Here is a 20,294-nt window from a genome sequence, read left to right on the forward strand (position 1 = left end):
AATCAGGTTTGACACCGCGGGCAGAAATAGATCACGCGGTCTTCGCCGGTCGGGCCGAGGAAATCTCGCTCGACCGGCGTCCCACATCGTCGGCACGACCCGCCTCGGCGCCCGTACACCCACATCCGCGCGTTCTGCGAGGTGTTCCCGGTCGTCGTCCTCGCCGATCGGATCCGATTGGCCCACAGCATCCGTCGACTCAGATCGACGGTGGCGGGGACGTCGGCATCAGCGACCCGGCGGGTCGGCAGCATCCCACGCACGAAACAGATCTCGCACCGGAACACGTTTCCCACCCCGGCCATGAGGCGTTGGTCGAGCAGGGCGATCCCGATCTGCTCGTCCGGGACCGCCTCGATCCTGCGGACCGCCTCCGCTGCGTCCCAGTCGTCGGCCAGCAGGTCGGGACCGAGATACGACAGCGCCTCGTCGGGGTCGGTGAGCAGGTCGAGCACCCCCAACTCGAAGCCCACAGCCTCGTGTGTCGCCGTCCGCAGCACGATGCGGGCCTGGAAGCCCGGACGCCGCCAGCGTCGACCGAGTGGATGAATGTGCCACGCGCCCTCCATTTTCAGATGCGAATGGATGCTGACCGTTCCGATGTCGGGTCGATCCGCATCCGGGCCGTCGACCTCGATCAGGAGATGTTTACCCCGCGATCGCACCGAGCGGACCCGACGGCCGGAGAGATCCACGGTGGCCAGAGACGGAACCCGGAACTGCGTGTACTCCAGCCGTTGACCGTCGAGGGCGGCCCGAAGCCGTGCGGCGGCGGCATAGACGGTGTCGCCCTCAGGCATGCTGTCCGTAGCGCAACCGGATGCCGCGCGGCGTCGTGGCGAATCCTGCTCCGACGAGAAGCCCGCCGAGCTCGGAACTGCGTACCGGTTGCGAATCCACTTGATCGATCATCAATCTCGACACCCGTCCCGCCCGGACGAGCGCGGCCAGCGCACCCGCAGCCGCCTCGAGATGCGACTCCATCTCGGTGAAGGTGAGTACTGTCTTGCCGCCGCGTTCGACGAACACCACGAGCGCGCCATCGACCAGGACGACGAGCGCGCCCGGCTTGCGCCCCGGGCGATGGCCGCCGTCGGGGTCACGCGACGTCGGCCATTCCAGTGCGGCTCCATACGGATTGGCCGGGTCGGTCGCCGCGAGCACGACGGCTGAGTCCTTGGCGCGACGGTCGAGGAGCGCATGACGGCGGAGGTCGTCGACGGTGGCCGGCGAGGCGAACTGGGCACCGCCCAGTCCTTCCACGTAGTAACCCCGACGGACCTGTCCGTTGTCCTCGAATACGGTGAGCGCCTTGTAGATTCGGGCGAAACCGCCCAGCAGGTTCTCCGCGACGACCGGACCGCGGGTGATCACGCCGTATCGGGTGAGCAGCTGCTCGCAGAGAGCCTGCGTGGCGATCGTGGGATCGGTGTCGATCCGATCGAGCGCGAACCAGCGTCCACCGGCGGTGGGGGTGACCGGCCGTGCGGCACCGTGTTCGGCGAGATAGCGCGTCGACAGTCGCTGTGCGCGGATGCGCGGCGCCCGGCCCCGGGTGCGGTGCGCGGGGGCCGAGCGCGACGTGGAGGCGGTACGTCGGGGCTGGAGCAGTGCGCGGACCGGGGCGAACGAATCGTTGCTGACCTGGCCCGCCCACACCAGATCCCACACGGCGGTCTCGATGTCGGCCGCCGAGGTCTGCGAGTCACCGGCCACGGCGTCGGACAGCTGGGGAAAACGCAGGGCGCCGCCCGGGGAGAGCGTGTCGATCACCCCGGCGTGCAGGACGGTCGTGTCGATCTCGTCCGGAGCCGCGAGGGTGAGCGGCGCGATCTCGGTGGGATGCAGGGCGATCCAGCCGTCCGACCCACCGATCCGTCCGTGCCCGGACCACACGACCTCGCCGGCGCTGAGCAGTTCGTCGAGCATCGCCGGCGTGTAGTCGGCGACCCGGGCGGGCAACACCAGTGACTCCCAGGCCGACGCGGGCAGGGGATATCCGGCGAGCTGGTCGATGACCGTCGCGACACCGTCGACACCGCGCAGCACATCGTCGGGGGCGGTGTGCTGCCAGGAGGTCAGGAATCGGGCGAGCACCTCGGGACCGACGGGAGCGATCTCGGCGCGGCTCGCTGCCAGCGAGCCGCGCCGGATCTGGCCGAGCACGTCGGCGTGGCACCACTGGGTGGCCCGTGGGCTACCGGTCGGATCGTCGTCGGGCAGGAAGTCGCCCTCGACGACCCGACGGTCGGCGGCCAACCGGATCAGCGTGTCGCGCACGACACCGACCGCCATCCCGACCGCTTCGGCGGCGTCGGTCACGGTGAACGGTCCGTGCGTGCGCGCGTAGCGGCCGACGAGGTCGCCGACCGGATCGGCGACCGGCTCGAGATAGGCGGCCGGGATGCCTTGCGGGGCAGGGACACCCAGTGCGTCACGGAGCCGGGCCGTGTCGTCGATCGAGGCCCAGAGCGCCCGCCTGCCATGGTTGATCGAGATGATCTGCCCGCCGCGGTGCAGGTCGGCGAGGTGATCGCGGGCGGGATCGCTCCCGCGATAGCGGGCTTCGACGTCGTCGGTGGTCAGTGGACCCAGCCAGCGCAGCAGGTCGACGATGTCCTCGGCATCGCGCGCCTGACGGTCCGGCGACAGACGCTGCAGCCGTGCGGTCACCTCGGCGATGACCGCCGGATCGAGCAGCTCGCGCAGATCCACCCGCCCGAGGAGCTGGGCGAGCAGGCTGGTGTCGAGAGACAATGCGGCGGCGCGGCGTTCGGCCAGCGGTGCGTCGTCGGCGTACATGAACGCCCCGACGTAGCCGAAGAGCATCGACGCGGCGAACGGCGACGGTCCCGACGTCTCGGTCTCGACGATGCGGATACGACGCTGCCGCACCCGGGTGAGCAGGTCGGTCAGCGACGGCAGGTCATAGACATCCTGCAAGCACTCGCGGACGGCTTCCAGCACGATCGGGAAGTCGGGGAACTTCGATGCCACGGAGAGGAGTTGCGCACTACGCTGACGCTGCTGCCACAGCGGTGCGCGCCGGCCGGGGTCGCGCCGGGGCAACAGCAGCGCCCGCGCGGCGCACTCCCGGAACCGGGAGGCGAACATCGACGAATCGGCGAGGGCGTCGGTGACGAGATGCTCGATGTCGGCGGGGTCGATGACGAACACCGAGGTGCCCGGTGGTTCGTCATCGGTATCGGGGAGTCGGACGATGATGCCGTCGTCGGACGCGGTGGTCGCCCCTTCGATGCCGAGGGTCTCCAGCAGCCGGGCGGAGATGGCGCTCGCCCACGGCGCATGGACCCGCAGGCCGTAGGGGGAATGCAGGATCAGGCGCCAGTCGCCGAGCTCGTCGCGGAAGCGCTCGACGACGAGGGTGCGGTCGCTGGGCAGATGTCCGGTCGCCTCACGTTGCTCGGTGATGAGTGCGGAGAGATTGTCGCGGGCGTACTCGGTGAGGCCCAGGCGTTCGGCGTGACGAGCGAGGGTTTCGGGATCGGCGACGTCCGCGGTGAACTTGCCGATCGCCGCGCCGAGTTCGGCGGGCCGTCCGACGGTGTCGCCGATCCAGAACGGCAGACGACCGGGTTGCCCGTACGCCGGTGACACGAGCACCCGGTCGTGGGTGATGTCCTCGATCCGCCAACTCGTCGCGCCGAGCGCGAAGACGTCGCCGACGCGCGACTCGTAGACCATCTCCTCGTCGAGTTCGCCGACGCGCGTGGACTTCTCGCCGACCATGAACACGCCGAACATCCCGCGGTCGGGAATGGAACCCCCTGACGTCACGGCGAGGCGCTGCGCCCCCCGACGACCCACGAGCGTGCCGGCGTCACGGTCCCACGTCACGCGGGGCCGCAGCTCGGCGAACTCGTCGGACGGGAATCGTCCGGAGATGAGGTCGAGCGTCGCGTCGAACACCTGCCGTCCGAGCTCCCGGTACGGCGCGGCGCGGCGCACGATCTCGAACCAGTGGTCGACGTCGAGTTCGTCGACCGCGGCCGCGGCGATCGTCTGCTGCGCCAGGATGTCGAGCGGATTCTGCGGTACCCGCAGCTCCTCGATCGCGCCGTCCAGCATGCGTTCGACGGTGACGGTGCAGTGGATGAGGTCGGTCCGGTGTTTGGGGAACAGCACTCCCTGCGAGATCTCGCCGACCTGATGGCCCGCCCGGCCGATGCGCTGCAGGCCGTTGGCGACCGATGGTGGCGCCTCGACCTGGATCACGAGATCGACGGCACCCATGTCGATACCGAGTTCGAGTGAACTGGTCGCGACCACGCACGCGAGACGCCCGGCCTTCAGGTCGTCCTCGATCTCGGCGCGCTGCTCCTTGCTCACCGATCCGTGATGCGCCCGCGCCAGGGTGGGTTCGGCTCCCGCACTGGCGCCGCTGGCCATGATGTGGGCCGGCGCGCCCCCGGGCACGGTGGGGTTGCCGCCCGGCGGCGCCGGATCGGAGGTCCGAGCGGCATGGATCTCGTTGAGCCGTGCGGTGAGACGCTCCGACAGCCGGCGCGAGTTGGCGAACACGATGGTGGCGCGGTTCTTCTCGATGAGGTCGACGATCGACGACTCGACGAACGGCCACAGCGACCCGGCCGCCGGGGAGAAGGCGTCGTCGAGCTCACCGGCGGGATCGGCATCGGCCGGCGGCGGGATGTTCGCCATGTCCTCGACGGGGACATCGACGCGGAGATCGAAGGTCTTGGTGGTCGGCGGCCGGACGACGGTGCACGGCGCGCTCCCGCTGAGGAACCCGGCGACGACCTCGGGCGGTCGGACGGTCGCCGACAGTCCGATCCGCTGGGCCGGCTTCTCGAGCAGCTCGTCGAGTCGTTCGAGAGTGAGCGCGAGGTGCGTGCCACGTTTGGTGGCGGCAACCGCGTGCACCTCGTCGATGACGACCACGTCCACGTCGGTCAAGGTGTCTCGCGCCGCTGACGTCAACATCAGGTACAGCGACTCCGGCGTGGTGATCAGGATGTCCGGCGGTGTCCGGACCAGCGATCTCCGTTGGGCGGGGGAGGTGTCGCCGGACCGGACCCCGACGGTGATGTCGGGTTCGGGCAGGTTCAGCTCCTGCGCGGCGCGGGTGATCCCGGTGAGCGGGGCGCGCAGGTTGCGCTCGACGTCGACGGCCAGCGCCTTGAGCGGCGAGATGTAGACGACCCGGGTCCGGTGCGCTCGACCGGGTTCGGCGGCCAGCCGGTCGAGCGCCCACAGGAAGGCCGAAAGCGTCTTTCCCGATCCGGTCGGCGCGATGACCAGTGTGTTGTTGCCGTCGGCGATGGAGTGCCACGCCCCGGTCTGGGCGGTCGTCGGAGAGTCGAAGGCACCCGTGAACCACCGCCGGGTCGGGGCGGTGAAGCGATCCAGGACGTCGGACTTGCGTGCCACAGTGCCATCATCCCGCACACCTCCGACAACGCCGGGTATACAGTCATCTCACACCAGTGCGCGGGGAATCCGGTGTGAGTCCGGAGCGGTCGCGCCGCTGTATAGCCAGAGTGCCGCGCAGGTGGAGTTCACTTCGAGAAGACAACGGGACGCGACATCCCGCCGGAAGGATCGACCCATGACCGCAACCACCCACACCACCCCGACGAAGACCCGGGCCCTGGCCGTCCCGGACCTCTCGGTGGCCAGTGCCGCCGTCTGGCTGAGTCTCACCGTGCTCCTGGCCGCCTTGGCCTACTACTTCCTGGGCTATGACCAGGGAGCGGTGTCGGTCTTCGGCTCCGACACGCACGTGCACGAGTTCGTGCACGACGCCCGTCACTTCCTCGGCTTCCCCTGCCACTGATCGAACCAGGACGCAGGAGACAACCACACATGGAGAAGAAGTTCATCGGCGCAGGCCTGCTGTCGGGCCTGATCGCCGGGATCGTCGCGTTCGTGTTCGCCCGGCTGTTCATCGAGCCGCAGGTCGCCAAGGCGATCGACTACGAGGGTGGACGGTCGGAGGCGGAAGAGGCGATCGAGGCGGCCGCGCACGGCGGCCATGTCCACGGTGAGGGCGGCGAGGTGTTCACCCGATCGGTACAGGAGAACATCGGGGCCGGTATCGGGACGATCGTGTTCGCGGTCTGCATGGGAGCGGTCTTCGCGGTCGCGTTCACCGTCCTGTGGGCCTACCTGGGACGCCGGTATCCGGCCACCGACCCGCGTATGGTGTCCGCAGCGCTGGCCGTGATCGGATTCGTGGCAGTGTTCGCGGTGCCGTTCTTCGCCTACCCGGCGAATCCGCCCGCCGTCGGCGACGACGACACCATCGGCGCTCGCAGCGGTGCGTTCCTCACGATCACCCTGCTGTCGCTGGCATTCGCGATCGCGGCGGTCGTCGCGGCCCTGTGGCTGCGGCCCCGGCTCGGCGGTCTCTCGTCGTCGGTCGTCGGAGCGATCGGCTACCTGGTCGCGGTGACCATCACCGTCGCGCTGCTGCCCGAATTCCACGAGGTCCCCGAGCCGGTCACCGACGGCGCCGGGCGGATCGTGTTCCCCGGGTTCCCCGGTGACGTCATCGGCGACTTCCGGGTGTACGTCATCGCCAACCAGGTCATTTTGTGGACCGTGGTGGCCCTCGTGTTCGCGCTGATCCTGGGCAGGCTGTCGCGGCCGGTGACCGCTGCGGACGCCACCGCCGACCGGATCGTCGCCGAGCAGAACTGACCCCGGCCCGCCGACGATCATGCTCGTCATCACCGCCGGCCGCACCGGCCCCAATCGCTCGGTGCGGTTCGGCGGTGATCTGTCTCTGGACGACCGGGGCCGCCGCGACGTACTCACGTTGAGGACAGACCTCGTCCTCGGCCCATCGGACACGGTGGTCTGCGGACCCGAGCGGGCGGCGCGTGAGACATGCGAACTGCTCGTCGGTGGACAGGACGCCGTTGACGACCGGCTGCGCACGCTGGACGTCGGGGCCTGGGACGGACGTGTGCCCGAGGAGGTCCCGCCGGACGAGCTCGGCCTCTGGTTCGGTGATCCGGCCGCCCGTCCTCATGGCGGCGAGACCATCACCGAGTTCGTCGACCGCATCGATCGGTGGCGGGTCACCATCGAGGCAGAGCCGACCATCTGTGTAGTCGCGATGCCCGTCGCCCAGGCCCTGCTCGCCACCGATGCGGACGGCTATTTCGCCGCCGAGGTGCGGCCCGCGACGGTCTACGACCTCCAGACGCGCGGCCAATGACACGAGATCGCGAGAGTGTCCCTTTACTTCCGCAGTGACTCCTGACACAGTGATCAGAAAGCAACTGAAACCTGTTCTGATCTGGGGAGTGTGCGGCGATGTTCGAGTGGTCCGAAGAAGATGTCATGGTCCGAGATGCCTTGCGGGCCTTCATCGACAAGGAGATCAGGCCGAACATCGACGAACTCGAGACCGGCCAGCTGCCGCCCTACGACATCACCCGCAAGCTGCTGTCCACCTTCGGTGTCGACGCCATGGCCAGGGAGGCCCTGGAGAAAGAGCTCGAGGCCGAGGCCAACGGTGAGAAGAAGCCGTCCGGCGGCGGGAACATGGCGAGCTCGACCTTCATGATCCTCAACATCGAGCTGGCCGGCGTCTGCCTCGGCCTGGTCGGGTCGATGGGCGTGAGCATGGGTCTCACCGCGTCCACCATCCGCAGCAAGGGAACCCTCGCGCAGAAGAAGCGCTGGCTGCCCGAACTCGTCACGATGGAGAAGGTCGGCGCGTGGGCGATCACCGAGCCCGATTCGGGGTCGGATGCGTTGGGCGGCATGAAGACGAGCGTCAAACGCGACGGCGACGACTACGTCCTCAGAGGTCAGAAGACGTTCATCACCAACGGTCCGTACGCCGACACGATCGTGGTGTTCGCCAAGCTCGACGAGGGCGACGACACCCCGATCCGTGATCGCAAGGTGCTCTCGTTCGTCCTCGACAAGGGCATGCCCGGGGTCGCCCAGGGCAAGGCGTTCAAGAAGATGGGGATGATGAGTTCGCCCACCGGCGAACTGTTCTTCGACAACGTGCGGCTCGGCAAGGACCGGCTCCTCGGCGAGACCGAGGACACCGGATCGGACACCCGAGGCGGCGAAGGGGCGAAGGCCGGGTTCACCGCCGAGCGTGTCGGCATCGCCGCGCTGTCGCTGGGCATCATCAACGAATGTCAGCGCCTGTCCCTCGATTACGCGAAGAACCGCACGCTGTGGGGCCAGGAGATCGGGCAGTTCCAGCTCATCCAGCTGAAGCTGGCCGAGATGGAGGTCGCGCGGATCAACGTGCAGAACATGCTGTTCAACGCCATCGAACGCACCCAGGCCGGCAAGCCGCCGACGCTGGCGGAGGCGTCGGCGATGAAGCTCTACTCGTCGCGCGCGGCGACCGAGGTGGCGATGGAGGCGGTCCAGCTGTTCGGCGGCAACGGCTACATGGCGGAGTATCGGGTGGAACAGCTTGCGCGCGACGCCAAGTCACTGATGATCTACGCGGGCAGCAATGAGATCCAGGTGACCCATGTCGCCAAGGGGTTGCTGCGCGCCTGACGACACGGTCGCGCCGACCTCACGAGTGCAGCAGCCGCCAGACACGGTCACGCGACATCGGCAACTCGTGGGGTCGCACGCCGACGGCGCGGCGGATCGCATTCGCCAACGCCGGGGCCACCGGGTTGTACGGCGACTCGCTCATCGACTTCGCGCCGAAAGGGCCCAACGCATCCGAGGTCTCTGCGAAGTACACCTCGGTCGTCGGGACATCGGCCATCTGGGGCACGCGGTAGGTCCGGAACACCGGGGTGAGTACCAGGCCCTGTCCGTCGAGCATGACCTCCTCGTACAGCGACGAGCCGATCGCCTGCGCCACACCGCCTTCCACCTGACCCAGGCACTGCTGTGGGTTCATCACGGTGCCCGCGTCGGCGGCCTGCACCGACTGCAGGATCTCGACGCTGCCGGTCTCGATGTCCACCGCGACCCGGAAGGCCTGCACGTTGAACGCGATCGAGCGCAGGTCGCCGTTCTCGACGCCGGTCGCGACGATACGGTCGCCGTCACGTGAGGTGTCGTCGGCGGCCGCGATCAATTCGCCGAATGAGAGCTCTCGATCGCCGGCCCGGATACCGTCCCGGCCGAGGATCACCTCGTCGGTGCCGGCGATGCGGGCGGCGATGGTCATCAGCGACTCGCGCAGCGAGAGACAGGCGGCATGCAGGGCCTTGCCCGCGACCGTCGTCCCGGCAGACGCGAACGCGCCGGTGTCGTAGTCGGCGGCATCGGTGTCGCTGTGGCTCAGCCGGATTCGATCCGATGAGGTGTGCAGATCGGCGGTGGCGATCTGGGTGTGCACCGTCGTGGTGCCGTTGCCGAACTCCGTGGTGCCGATTCCGACGTGGTAGACGCCGTCGGCGTCGACGCCGACCTGCACCCGCGAGATGTGTCCGCGCGGAGCCATTGTCGCGATGGCCGCCAACGCCATTCCGTCGCCGACACGCCATTGCGGTCCGTCAGGTGCCTGCACACCGTTCCCGCGGACGAGCGCCGCCTGGACCAGGTCGAGGCACTGGTCGAGACCGTAACTGCCGTAGACCAGATCGGGCTCGGGTTCGGGATGGGTGATGAGCAGAGGGTCGCCGTCGGCGACCGCATTGCGTCGTCGGAGCTCGAAGGGATCGATGCCGAGTGTCATCGCGAGCTCGTCGAGCGCCGATTCGATCGCGAAGATCACCTGTCCGAGTCCGTATCCCCGGAAGGCGCCGGACGGCGGGTTGTTGGTGTACACGACCTCAGCGTCGACGCGTTTGACCGGGCTGTTGTAGACCGAGATCGATTCCGCACACGCGTGGAACATCACCCCCACCGAGTGATTGCCGTAGGCGCCGGTGTCGGACAGGACATCCACCTTGATCGCCGTGAGTCGCCCGTCGCGGTCGGCGCCGAGATCGACGCCGACCCGGAACGGATGTCGGTAGGTGGTGCGGGTCATCTCGTCGGTGCGGCTCATCTCGTATCCACAGGGGCGTCCGGTGCGCAGGACGGCCAGCGCCACCAGGTCCTCGGTCAGCAACTCCTGCTTGCCGCCGAATCCGCCACCGACACGGGCGGTGAACACGCGGATGCGATCGGCGTCGAGGTCGAGGATGTACGCGAGCTCGTCGCGGACCAGGAACGGCACCTGCGTGCTGGTGCGGATCACCAGTCGGCCGTCGTCGTCGAGCCACCCGATGCTGCCGTGGGTCTCCAACTGCGCGTGCGCAACCCGCGCGGTGCTCCACGTGCCGCCCACCGTGACCGCCGACTCCGACAATGCGGTGTCGACATCACCGCCGAATCCGTGATGGAAGTCGGCGATGATGTTCCGGTCGCCATGATTGACACGGTCGAGCGGTGTGCGGTCGGGATGGATGAGCGGAGCACCCGGTGTCCGCGCCTCCTCGGGATCGAAGACCGCAGGCAGTTCGTCGTAGGTCACCTCGATCAGCCGGCATGCCTCCTCGGCCGCGGCCGCCGTCTCCGCGACGACCACGGCGACCCGCTGGCCGATGAACCGCACCACCGGGTCGAGGATCAGCGTGTCGTCGGGGTCGTCCTCACGGTGTTCGTGCCGCGCGGTGGAGAAACGCCGGGCGGGGACGTCCTCGTGCGTGAGGATCAGCACCACCCCGTCCACACACTCCGCCGCCGATGTGTCGATCGAGACGATTCGGGCGTGGGGGACAGGCGATCCCAGAACACGCAGGAAGGTCATGTCGGGGACGGTGACGTCGAAGGTGTACGGCTCGGTGCCGGTCACGACGCGACGGGCGGCCGGAGGATGCAGCGAGCTGCCCACGGTGCCCTCGGCGGGGGTGAGCTCGGCGGCGGCGGAGGTGAGGCCCGCGGCGATGGATGAGCGGATCGAGCGATAACCCGTGCAGCGGCAGATGTTCCCCTTCATCCTGCGAGGAAGGTCATCGAGGTCATCGGCGTCGAGAGTGGAGGCCGTGACGATCATGCCCGCGGTGCAGAAGCCGCACTGGAAGCCGAAGTTGTCGACGAACGCCCGCTGCATCGGGTGCAGGTCGTCGGGGGTGCCCAGTCCGGACACGGTGGTGACGTCATGGCCGTCGATCCGCTGCGCCGGATAGATGCACGAGTGGACGGGCGTACCGTCGACGAGTACCGAGCACGCGCCGCAGTCACCGGCGTCGCAGCCCTTCTTCACCTCGAAATGTGCGGTGTCACGCAGCAGCGTGCGCAGGCACTGGCCGGGACGTGGTGTGGCGTCGTGGCATTCGCCGTTGACCGAGAACCTCACGAGCCCACCTCGTCGGCCAGTTCAGCGCGGACGTGTTCGGCCAGCACTGCTGCTGTCGCGCGTCGCCAGTCCGCCGACCCCAACGGGTCGGTGTAGTAGCCGTCGGCGGCGAGCACCTGTTCGCGGAGGACGTCCGGGCCGGGGAGCGCGTCGTGCCGCAGGAGGACCGGCCGCGCGGTCGCGGCGGTGATGCCGATGACCGTCGCCCCGTCCTCGTCGACCCTTCCCGTGACGACTGTGCCGGACCGGCCGAGTTCGGCGAGTGCCAGCTTGCGGAAGGCGGTGCGGGCACGCATGGAGGTCCCGGGGATGTCGACGGCGCGGAGGATCTCGCCGTCGGCGAGCGAGTTCGTTCCGTTGCCGGTCACCAGCTGCGCCACCGGGATCCGTCGCTCCGAGCCGTCGGGGAGCCAGATCAGGGCATCCGCGTCGAGCCCGGCCGCGAGCGACACCATCGACGCGGCGGCGAAGGAGCGGCAGATGTTGCCGCCCACCGTCGCCACGTTCCAGATCTTGAACGACGCCAGCAGGGCGTTGGCGCACTGGGCGAACAGCGGCCGGGCTCGGTGGCCGGGTCGCGCAGGCAGCGTGACGATGTCGGCGATCGGGCACGTCGCGGCGATCCGGAGTCCGCCGTCCGGAAGGTCCTCGAGCGCAGGCCATCCCATCGTGGTGAGGTCGACGACACCGGAGGTGTCGAGCTGGGGCTCGGAGAAGAACCAGGTGCCGCCGCCGACGACCCGCTCACCGGGTGCGAGCCGCAGATCGTCGCGGGTCCTGGCGTACCGGTAGCGCTCGACGGTGTTCAGGTCCATCAGGCGGCCTTCGCGATGAGCCGTCGGTGCTCGCGCGCGACGTCGGCGGCCACCTGCCCGGTGTCCACCGTGAGCAGCTCGCCGTCGACGATGACCGGGCGGCCGTTGACCCAGCTCGCCGTGATGGGTGGGATGGCGCCGAGGACGAGGGCGGCGACGGGGTCCGTGATCCCGCTGTGCGCCACCGAGTTCAGGTCCCACAGCACGAGATCGGCGAGTTTGCCGACCTCGATCGACCCCGTGTCGGCGGCCCGGCCGAGCACACGTGCCCCGCCGATCGTCGCCAGCTCGATGGCGGTGCGGGTCGTCAGGGCGGTGGGGCCTCCGCGTGCCCGGGCCATGAGGACGGCCTGATGGGCCTCTTCGAGGAGTCGGCAGGATTCGTTGGACGCGGCCCCGTCGACGCCGAGGCCCACCGGGACGCCGGCATCCACCAGATCACGGGTCCGGCAGATCCGGTTGCCCAGGCGCGCATTCGAGGTCGGGCAGTGGGCGACACCGGTCGAGGTGGCCGCCAGTCGGGCGATCTCGGCGTCGTCGAACTCGATGCCGTGTGCGAACCACACGTCGTCGCCCACCCAGCCAACGGACTCCATGTACTGCAGCGGAGTGCATCCGAAATGTTCGTCGCAGTAGGTGTTCTCGTCCAGCGACTCGGCCAGGTGCGTGTGCATCCGGACACCGAGATCGCGTGCCAGGACGGCCGATTCACGGAGCAACTCGGTGGTCACCGAGAACGGCGAGCACGGTGCCAGCGCGATCCGCAGCATCGAGTCCGCGGTCGGGTCGTGCCATCGTGCGACGGATTCCGAACTCGCTGTCAGGATGTCGTCGAGGCTCTGGACCACCGAATCGGGCGGCAACCCGCCGTCCTTCTCCGACAGGTCCATCGATCCTCTAGTGGGGTGGAACCGCAGGCCGATGGTCGTCGCCGCATCGATCTCGGCGCCGAGGAGATCGCCGCCCTCGGCGGGGAACACGTAATGGTGATCGGTCGTCGTGGTGCAGCCGGAGAGCGCCAGTTGCGCGAGGCCGCCCAGCGCGGCCGTCCGGACGGCGTCCTCGTCGATACCCGCCCAGACGGGGTAGAGCGTGGTCAGCCATTCGAACAACGTGTGGTCGGCGGCGAGTCCACGGGTGATCCACTGATAGAGGTGGTGATGCGTGTTGATCAGGCCGGGGGTCAGGACGTGTCCGGCGCCGTCGATGCGGGTGAGGTCCGCCGGGAGGTCGGACGGGATGTCGCCGACGGCGACGATCCGTGATCCGTCGACGAGGACCGAGGCGGACTCGAGTTCGCGGCGATGACCGTCGACGGTCACGACGTAGGCGTTCTCGATGAGGGTCGGGGGACGATTCGCGGACACTCGCGACACGCTACGACGATCTCGTTACGGCCGGGTTTCGAGCCGAACCCGACGCGACATCAGACATCCTCCACATACAGCGGTGGCCTCGGTGGGATGGCCAGGGCGAGCGCGATGGCGAGAACGCACGCGCCGAGGGAGATCCCCGATGCCCACAGGTAGCCGGTCTCCGCGGGCACCGACACGACGGTGCCGTCGGGTTCGGGGGCGGCGACCGTCGACCAGGTGAGGATCATGCCGACGACGGCTGCCGACGTCGACGTGCCGACGACCCGCATCAGCGCGTTCACGCCGTTGGCCTCGCCGGTCTGTTCCACTCGCACCGAGCGCATGATGAGCGCGGGCATGGCCGAGTACGCGATGCCGAGTCCGGCCCCGATGAGGCTGGCCACGACGAGCATCAGCCACCACGTCAGATCCCAGGCCACGACCAGGGCGACGATGAACACGATGTAGCCGACCCCGATCACGATGCCGCCGGTCGCGAGGGAGACGCGCGGACCGAATGCGGCCGTCAGCCGGGCACTCACATGTGAGAACACGAACATCAGTACACCGCTCGGAGCCAGGACGAGGCTCGCGGTCAGCATGTCCATGCCCAGCCCGTTCGGGCTGGCGGTGGGCGCCATCAGCAGCTGGATCGGGATGAGCTGCATCGAGTAGAAGGCGAACCCGGTCGCGACCGACGCGATGTTGGTGAGCAGCACCGGGCGCTCGGCCGCGACGGCGAGATCGATGAGGGAATTGGCGACACGGCGTTCGACGAGCGCCCAGAGCACGGCGATCACGACGAAGCCGCCGAACAACCCGAGGGTGAGTGGATCGGCCCATCCCCACACCGATCCCTTGGAGAGTGGGAGCAGCAGGCAGACGAGCATTGCGATCAGTCCCAGCGCGCCGACGACATCGAAGCGACCGCCGGTGCGTGACGCGCTCTCGGGCACGGTGAGTGCGATCCCGATCGCGCCGGCGATCGCGGCTGCGGCGCACGCCCAGAACAGGGCGTGCCAACTGACGTGCTGGGCGATCGCGGCGGCGAACGGCAGGCCGAGCGCGCCGCCCACGCCCAGCGACGCACTCATGGTGCCCACCGACGACCCGAGATGACGCGGTGGCACGATGTCGCGCATCACGCTGATCCCGAGCGCGATCGTGCCGAAACCCAGGCCTTGCATCCCTCGTCCGATCAGGAAGACCGGGAGAGTGGTGGCCAGCGCCCCGATGACCGATCCGAGCGCGACGCAGATCATGCTGGCGACCAGCATCAGGCGCTTGCCGTACATGTCGCCGAGCCGCCCGCCGATGGGCGTCACGACGGCACCGACCAGCAGGGTGATGGTCAACGCCCACGACGTGTTCTGGGGTGCCGCGTCGAGCAGTGTCGGCAACTGTGGGATCAGCGGGACGATGATCGTCTGCATCAGTGCGACGACGATGCCGGCGGCACACAGCACTGCCACCGCCAGGCGGGGATGTCGATCGGGTGCGACAGTCGGCGACCCGATCTCTCCGTCGACCGGTCTGCTCAACGCACTCACGACTCACGCACCTCCACCCGGCACGTTATCCACTGGGGGGTGAAGAGGAGAAATCGGGCAACGGTCGATACGGCACAGAATCGCTGACCCGGGGATCGACATGGATCTGCCGGCCGAGCTGAGGGAAGGCGCGTTGCGGGCACGCCGGGCGGTCGCACACCTTGCATCCGGCGCCGATCGGCACCACCGTCCGTGGGTCCGCCAGGTCGATGCCGGTCGAGTAGACGAGGCGACCGGCGTGGGCGACGTCGCAGCCGAGTCCGATCGCGAAACTCTTGTTCGGCGCGAGGAAGCCGTCGTGTTCGGATGTGGTGCGCGCCAGCCAGAAATACGAGCGTCCGTCGGGCATGGCGGACACCTGGGTGACGATCCGCCCCGGTGTGGCGAAGGCGTCATGGACGACCCACAACGGGCAACTGCCACCCACCCGGGAGAAATGGAACGCCGTGGCGGACTGACGTTTCGAGATGTTGCCGGCACGGTCGACGCGAACCAGGATGAACGGGATGCCACGGCTCCCAGGCCGCTGCAGGGTGGAGAGACGGTGGCAGATCGTCTCGAACCCGACCTCGAAGCCGAGGCTGAGCAACTCGATGTCGTAGTGCGCGGACTCAGCGGCTCGCCGAAAGATCTCGTAGGGGAGCAGGAGCGCGCCGGCGAAGTAGTTCGCCAGCCCGATCCGCGCGACGGGCATCGACTCGTCGCTCAGGTCGTCGGCACCGGCGACGATCTCGTCGATGACAGCGGACTGGGTGTGGAACGCCAGCTGTGTCGCCAGCTGGAACGCGCGTTGGCCGGCGGTCAGTCGACCGGCCAGATGGATCACCCGTTCCGTCGGGTCGTATCGACGCTTCGGCGTTCGAGCGCGTGCCTGCGCGTCTGGGTCGTGGGTGATCGACACCCGGATGCCGTGGTCCCGTTCGAGCAACTCGGCGAGTTGCAGGTCGAGTCCGCCGATGGACAGGTCGTTGTCGGCGAAGATCTGTTCGGCGGCCCGGTCGAGGACGTCGATGTGATTGCGCCGGTCGTAGAAGAAGTCACGGACCTCCTCGAACGGCATCGGCGTCGACGCCGGGCGTGCGGGATCGCCCGTTGCCTGCGCCCGATAGGCCTCCAACTCCGACTCGGCCGCAGCGAGCCGGCGATGGATGTTCACGAGCGCCGTGCCGACGGCGGGCATACGGGCGATGAGTTCGGCGATCTCAGCGCGACTGACGTCGGGGGTGTCGGGCTGGGCGGCCAGGACGTCTGCGAGGTCGGCGACCAGGCGCGCGTCGCCGTCAGAGGCGAAATAGTCGGCGTCGAGATCGAACACGCGCGACAGGGTGAGCAGGACCGGGACGGTGATCGGGCGCTGATCGTTCTCCAGTTGATTGACATAGCTGGTGGAGAGGTCGATACGCCGGGCCAGGGCGGCCTGGGAGAGGCCGCGTTCATCGCGCAGCCGACGGAGACGGGCACCGACGAACATCCTGGCCATGCCCCGAAGCATAGCCTTCTCGGTGTTCACAACATTTGCAGATCTGACCCGCGGTGTCCGCAAGAATATGCATTTGCCAGGTCTTTTCAGCGACAAGGCGGTGTGCGTACGGTGCGAACATGATCAATCATCGCGTCCGTACGCATCGTAGTTCCGAGGACTTCCCACAGCCCGAGCATCTTGCTCAGAAGATCGCCGAGGTCGCCACCGACCCCGTTGAGGTGGCTGCGGACACCCGCGAGATGATCATCAACCGCATCATCGACAACGCGGCTGTGAGCGCAGCGTCGGTCATCCGACGGCCCGTCACCTCGGCGCGGCGACAGGCCTTGGCTCACCCCGCGACGCCGGGTGCGACCGTGTTCGGTGTCGACGGCACCTACTCGCCGGAGTGGGCGGCGTGGGCCAATGGTGTCGCGGTCCGCGAACTGGACTTCCATGACACCTTCCTCGCCGCCGAGTACTCCCATCCCGGTGACAACATCCCCGCCCTTGTCGCCGTCGGACAGCACGTGGGAGCGAGTGGACACGACCTCATCCGTGGCCTCGCCACCGCGTACGAGATCCAAGTCGACCTGGTCCGCGGAATGTGCCTGCACGAACACAAGATCGACCACGTCGCCCATCTCGGCCCGTCGGTCGCCGCCGGTCTCGGCACGATGCTGGGCCTGGACACCGAGACGATCTACCAGGCGGTCGGGCAGGCACTCCACCTGACGACGGCCACGCGCCAGTCGCGCAAGGGGCTGATCTCCAGTTGGAAGGCCTACGCGCCGGCCCACGCGGGGAAGATCGCCGTGGAGGCGGTCGACCGTGCGATGCGCGGTGAAGGCGCTCCGGCACCCATCTGGGAGGGCGAGGACGGAGTGATCGCCTGGCTGCTCTCCGGACCGGACGCCGAATACACCATTCGGCTGCCCGGACCGGGTGAGGAGAAGCGCGGCATCCTCGACACCTACACCAAGGAACACTCCGCCGAATACCAGAGTCAGGCGCCCATCGACCTGGCGCGGCGGATGCGCGAGAAGATCTCCGACTTCGACGACATCGAGTCGATCGTGTTGCACACCAGTCACCACACCCACGTCGTCATCGGTACCGGATCCGGGGATCCGCAGAAGTTCGATCCCTCCGCCAGCCGGGAGACCCTCGACCACTCGGTGATGTACATCTTCGCCGTCGCGCTCGAGGACGGAACCTGGGATCACGAGAAGTCGTATGCGCCGGAGCGTGCCACTCGGCCGGAGACCATCGCGCTGTGGAAGAAGATCTCCACCGTCGAGGACCCGGCATGGACTCGGCGCTATCACTCCACCGACCCGAATGAGAAGGCCTTCGGCGCCAAGGCCGTCATCACGTTGCGCAACGGGGAGGTCATCACCGACGAGCTGGTCGTCGCCGACGCCCACCCGCTGGGTGCCCGGCCGTTCGGTCGCGAGCAGTACGTCGCGAAGTTCCGATCGATGGCCGACGGCGTCGTCGAGCCGAATGAGCAGGACCGGTTCCTCGCCGATGTCGAGAAGCTCGAGACCGTCACTGCCGGTGGTCTCTCGGTACTCAACACTCTCGTGCTGCCCGCCGTCCTCGACAAGGCTCCGCAGACCGGGCGGGGGATCTTCTGATGACGGCCTCCGCGTCCTCCGTCTCCGGATTGTTCTCGTCTGCCGTGTCCGCGTCCGACAAGCGGCAGGCACTGAAAGCCGGTCTCGCCTCCGGGACCCTCCAGCGTTGGCCGGGAGCATTCTCACCACTCGTGGCGAAACTGATTGCAGAGGTCGGTTTCGAGGGTGTCTACGTCTCTGGTGCGGTGCTCTCGGCCGACTTGGGGTTGCCCGACATCGGGCTGACCACGCTCACCGAGGTCGCCTCGCGGGGCGGTTCCATCGCCCGGGCGACGGACCTCCCGAGCCTCATCGATGCCGACACGGGCTTCGGTGAGCCGATGAGCGCTGCTCGGACGGTGGCCACTCTGGAGGACGCCGGTCTGGCCGGCTGCCATCTCGAGGACCAGGTCAACCCGAAGCGGTGCGGTCACCTGGACGGCAAAGAGGTCGTTCCGGTCGGTGACATGGTCAAGCGACTGGGTGCTGCGATCTCGGCCCGGCGTGACGATGACTTCGTCATCTGTGCCCGGACCGATGCTCGCGCGATCGAGGGTCTCGACGCCGCCATCGATCGCGCCAAGGCCTATGCCGATGCGGGTGCCGATCTCATCTTCACCGAGGCACTGCGTGATCTCGGCGAGTTCGAGCAGTTCCGCAAGGCCGTCGACGTACCGCTGCTGGCGAACATGACCGAGTTCGGCAAGTCCGAACTCCTCACCGCACAGCAGCTCGGCGACGCCGGATACAACGCGGTGATCTACCCCGTCACCACCCTGCGCATCGCCATGGGCGCGGTCGAGCGTGGATTGCGCGAAATCCATTCGGAGGGAACGCAATACGGGTTGGTCGATGACATGCAGCACCGGAGCCGGCTGTACGAACTGCTCCGCTACGCCGACTACAACGATTTCGACTCCGACCTGTTCAACTTCACGATCGAGGGAGCCAGGAAATGACCATTCACAAGGGCCTCGCGGGAGTCGTCGTCGACACCACGGCCATCTCGAAAGTCGTGCCCGAGACCAACTCGCTCACCTATCGCGGATACGCGGTCCAGGACCTCGCGGAGCACTGTTCCTTCGAGCAGGTCGCCTACCTCTTGTGGCACGGCGAATTGCCGACCGACGGGGAACTGGCTCTCTTCACGCAGCGCGAGCGTGCCGCCCGACGTATCGATCGGTCGACTCAGGCAGTGCTGCAGCGTATTCCGGAGACATGCCATCCGATGGACGTCGTGCGTACGGTCATCAGCTTCCTGGGTACCGAGGACCCCCATGAGGACCTCAGCTCGCCGGAGGCGAACTACGAGAAGTCGCTGCGCATGTTCGCCGTGTTGCCGACCATCGTCGCGGCCGACATGCGCCGGCGGCGCGGACAAGATCCGATCGCACCGCATCACGCACTGGGATATGCGGAGAACTTCCTGCACATGTGCTTCGGGGAGGCGCCGAATCCGGCCGTTGTCCGGGCATTCGAGAAGTCGATGGTGCTCTATGCAGAGCACAGTTTCAATGCATCGACGTTCGCGGCCCGCGTCGTGACGTCCACCCAGTCGGACATCTACAGCGCGGTGACCGCTGCGATCGGAGCGCTCAAGGGGTCGCTGCACGGCGGTGCGAACGAGGCCGTCATGTACGACATGATCGAGATCGATCGCCCTGAGCGGGCCAGACAATGGCTCAACGCGAAACTCGACGCGAAGGAGAAGGTGATGGGCTTCGGTCACCGTGTCTACAAGAACGGTGACTCACGTGTGCCGACGATGAAGCAGGCGTTGATCGACATCTCTGAGCTGACCGGCGAAAGCCGCTGGCGTGACATCTATTCCGAGCTCGAGTCGGTGATGAAGGAGCGGACCGGTATCCTGCCGAACCTTGATTTCCCCACTGGCCCTGCCTATTACATGATGGGATTCGACATCGGTTCCTTCACTCCTATCTTCGTGATGAGTCGTATCACCGGGTGGACGGCGCACATCATGGAGCAGGCAGGAGCGAACGCGCTGATCCGTCCGCTGAGTGAGTACTCGGGCAGACCCGAGCGCTCGGTCGGCGTGCTTCCGCCAAACGCACAGGTCAGCGGCACAGTTGTGAGGCCTGCGACGTCAGGAGAAATGCGGACGGATCCGTCGACCACTGTGTCGCCTCGATAGGGATACCAGTAATCTGAGTCCACCCCAGCGAGTTATTCATGCGGCAACGTGTGCGCTCGCCACCAC

14 protein-coding genes, 1 pseudogene and 1 riboswitch are annotated in these 20,294 nt (G+C 67.8%); of the genes and pseudogenes, 8 read left to right on the top strand and 7 right to left on the bottom strand.

Annotated elements, in window-relative coordinates; translation table 11 throughout:
- Positions 1–2: 2 nt before the first annotated feature.
- Together QSJ19_RS10145 and QSJ19_RS10150 are read right to left on the bottom strand one after the other, a co-directional pair.
- Positions 3–800: a DNA-formamidopyrimidine glycosylase family protein gene (locus QSJ19_RS10145; RefSeq protein ID WP_286320120.1), complete on the bottom strand. Its 798-nt coding sequence runs from the start codon at positions 798–800 to the stop codon at positions 3–5.
- Positions 793–5,409: an ATP-dependent helicase gene (locus QSJ19_RS10150; protein ID WP_286320121.1), complete on the bottom strand. Its 4,617-nt coding sequence runs from the start codon at positions 5,407–5,409 to the stop codon at positions 793–795. Before QSJ19_RS10150 ends, QSJ19_RS10145 begins: the two co-directional genes overlap by 8 nt.
- Before the next feature lie 44 nt (positions 5,410–5,453).
- Positions 5,454–5,533: riboswitch (adenosylcobalamin-variant (AdoCbl-variant) riboswitch) on the top strand.
- Between the two features lie 54 nt (positions 5,534–5,587).
- Here QSJ19_RS10150 and QSJ19_RS10155 point away from each other — a divergent pair.
- From QSJ19_RS10155 to QSJ19_RS10170, 5 genes and pseudogenes are all read left to right on the top strand, one after another.
- A complete protein-coding gene (locus tag QSJ19_RS10155) occupies positions 5,588–5,815 on the top strand; it encodes a CbtB domain-containing protein (RefSeq protein WP_286320122.1) in 228 nt (75 codons plus the stop codon).
- A gap of 29 nt (positions 5,816–5,844) precedes the next feature.
- The gene (locus tag QSJ19_RS10160; RefSeq protein WP_286320123.1) at positions 5,845–6,681 is read left to right on the top strand and encodes a CbtA family protein; all 837 of its coding nucleotides are present in this window, start codon (positions 5,845–5,847) and stop codon (positions 6,679–6,681) included.
- 19 nt (positions 6,682–6,700) lie between these two features.
- Positions 6,701–7,204 (top strand): histidine phosphatase family protein, encoded by a 504-nt coding sequence (locus tag QSJ19_RS10165; RefSeq protein ID WP_286320124.1) that lies wholly within the window; start codon positions 6,701–6,703, stop codon positions 7,202–7,204.
- A 98-nt stretch (positions 7,205–7,302) separates the two neighbouring features.
- A pseudogene (locus tag QSJ19_RS26955) lies at positions 7,303–7,686 on the top strand (acyl-CoA dehydrogenase family protein); the annotation flags it as partial.
- Positions 7,687–7,692: 6 nt separating this feature from the next.
- Positions 7,693–8,523, top strand: a complete 831-nt coding sequence (locus QSJ19_RS10170) for an acyl-CoA dehydrogenase family protein (RefSeq protein ID WP_502876134.1) — start codon at positions 7,693–7,695, stop codon at positions 8,521–8,523.
- Between the two features lie 19 nt (positions 8,524–8,542).
- Here the strand turns inward: QSJ19_RS10170 and QSJ19_RS10175 are convergent, their stop codons facing one another.
- The 5 genes from QSJ19_RS10175 to QSJ19_RS10195 are packed head-to-tail and all read right to left on the bottom strand — an operon-like array spanning position 8,543 to position 16,472.
- On the bottom strand, positions 8,543–11,272 hold the full coding sequence (locus QSJ19_RS10175; RefSeq protein ID WP_286320127.1) for a molybdopterin-dependent oxidoreductase: 2,730 nt from the start codon (positions 11,270–11,272) through the stop codon (positions 8,543–8,545).
- A complete protein-coding gene (locus QSJ19_RS10180) occupies positions 11,269–12,087 on the bottom strand; it encodes an FAD binding domain-containing protein (protein WP_286320129.1) in 819 nt (272 codons plus the stop codon). The genes QSJ19_RS10175 and QSJ19_RS10180 overlap by 4 nt, the downstream gene beginning before the upstream one ends.
- Positions 12,087–13,454 (bottom strand): 8-oxoguanine deaminase, encoded by a 1,368-nt coding sequence (locus QSJ19_RS10185; protein ID WP_286320131.1) that lies wholly within the window; start codon positions 13,452–13,454, stop codon positions 12,087–12,089. The genes QSJ19_RS10180 and QSJ19_RS10185 overlap by 1 nt, the downstream gene beginning before the upstream one ends.
- Before the next feature lie 59 nt (positions 13,455–13,513).
- A complete protein-coding gene (locus tag QSJ19_RS10190; RefSeq protein ID WP_286320307.1) occupies positions 13,514–14,983 on the bottom strand; it encodes an MFS transporter in 1,470 nt (489 codons plus the stop codon).
- A gap of 34 nt (positions 14,984–15,017) precedes the next feature.
- Positions 15,018–16,472, bottom strand: coding sequence for a short-chain fatty acyl-CoA regulator family protein (locus QSJ19_RS10195; RefSeq protein ID WP_286320133.1), 1,455 nt, complete (start codon positions 16,470–16,472; stop codon positions 15,018–15,020).
- Between the two features lie 119 nt (positions 16,473–16,591).
- On the opposite strand from QSJ19_RS10195, the gene prpD reads away from it, so the two are divergent.
- The 3 genes from prpD to QSJ19_RS10210 are packed head-to-tail and all read left to right on the top strand — an operon-like array spanning position 16,592 to position 20,228.
- Positions 16,592–18,094, top strand: coding sequence for a 2-methylcitrate dehydratase PrpD (gene prpD / locus QSJ19_RS10200; RefSeq protein ID WP_286320134.1), 1,503 nt, complete (start codon positions 16,592–16,594; stop codon positions 18,092–18,094).
- Positions 18,094–19,032, top strand: a complete 939-nt coding sequence (gene prpB, locus QSJ19_RS10205; RefSeq protein ID WP_286320136.1) for a methylisocitrate lyase — start codon at positions 18,094–18,096, stop codon at positions 19,030–19,032. Before prpD ends, prpB begins: the two co-directional genes overlap by 1 nt.
- The gene (locus QSJ19_RS10210) at positions 19,029–20,228 is read left to right on the top strand and encodes a bifunctional 2-methylcitrate synthase/citrate synthase (protein WP_286320137.1); all 1,200 of its coding nucleotides are present in this window, start codon (positions 19,029–19,031) and stop codon (positions 20,226–20,228) included. Before prpB ends, QSJ19_RS10210 begins: the two co-directional genes overlap by 4 nt.
- The last annotated feature ends 66 nt before the right edge of the window (positions 20,229–20,294 follow it).

The organism is Gordonia sp. ABSL11-1 (assembly GCF_030315685.1).
GTDB lineage: Bacteria > Actinomycetota > Actinomycetes > Mycobacteriales > Mycobacteriaceae > Gordonia.

What these genes read in the sequence shown, in the direction of transcription:
- QSJ19_RS10165 (WP_286320124.1), top strand. Translation starts at nt 6,701, where the DNA reads ATGCTCGTCATCACCGCCGGCCGCACCGGCCCCAATCGCTCGGTGCGG.
- QSJ19_RS10170 (WP_502876134.1), top strand. Translation starts at nt 7,693, where the DNA reads ATGGAGAAGGTCGGCGCGTGGGCGATCACCGAGCCCGATTCGGGGTCG.
- prpD (WP_286320134.1), top strand. Translation starts at nt 16,592, where the DNA reads ATGATCAATCATCGCGTCCGTACGCATCGTAGTTCCGAGGACTTCCCA.
- QSJ19_RS10145 (WP_286320120.1), bottom strand. Translation starts at nt 800, where the DNA reads ATGCCTGAGGGCGACACCGTCTATGCCGCCGCCGCACGGCTTCGGGCC.
- QSJ19_RS10180 (WP_286320129.1), bottom strand. Translation starts at nt 12,087, where the DNA reads ATGGACCTGAACACCGTCGAGCGCTACCGGTACGCCAGGACCCGCGAC.
- QSJ19_RS10195 (WP_286320133.1), bottom strand. Translation starts at nt 16,472, where the DNA reads ATGGCCAGGATGTTCGTCGGTGCCCGTCTCCGTCGGCTGCGCGATGAA.
- QSJ19_RS10210 (WP_286320137.1), top strand. Translation starts at nt 19,029, where the DNA reads ATGACCATTCACAAGGGCCTCGCGGGAGTCGTCGTCGACACCACGGCC.
- QSJ19_RS10160 (WP_286320123.1), top strand. Translation starts at nt 5,845, where the DNA reads ATGGAGAAGAAGTTCATCGGCGCAGGCCTGCTGTCGGGCCTGATCGCC.
- QSJ19_RS10155 (WP_286320122.1), top strand. Translation starts at nt 5,588, where the DNA reads ATGACCGCAACCACCCACACCACCCCGACGAAGACCCGGGCCCTGGCC.
- prpB (WP_286320136.1), top strand. Translation starts at nt 18,094, where the DNA reads ATGACGGCCTCCGCGTCCTCCGTCTCCGGATTGTTCTCGTCTGCCGTG.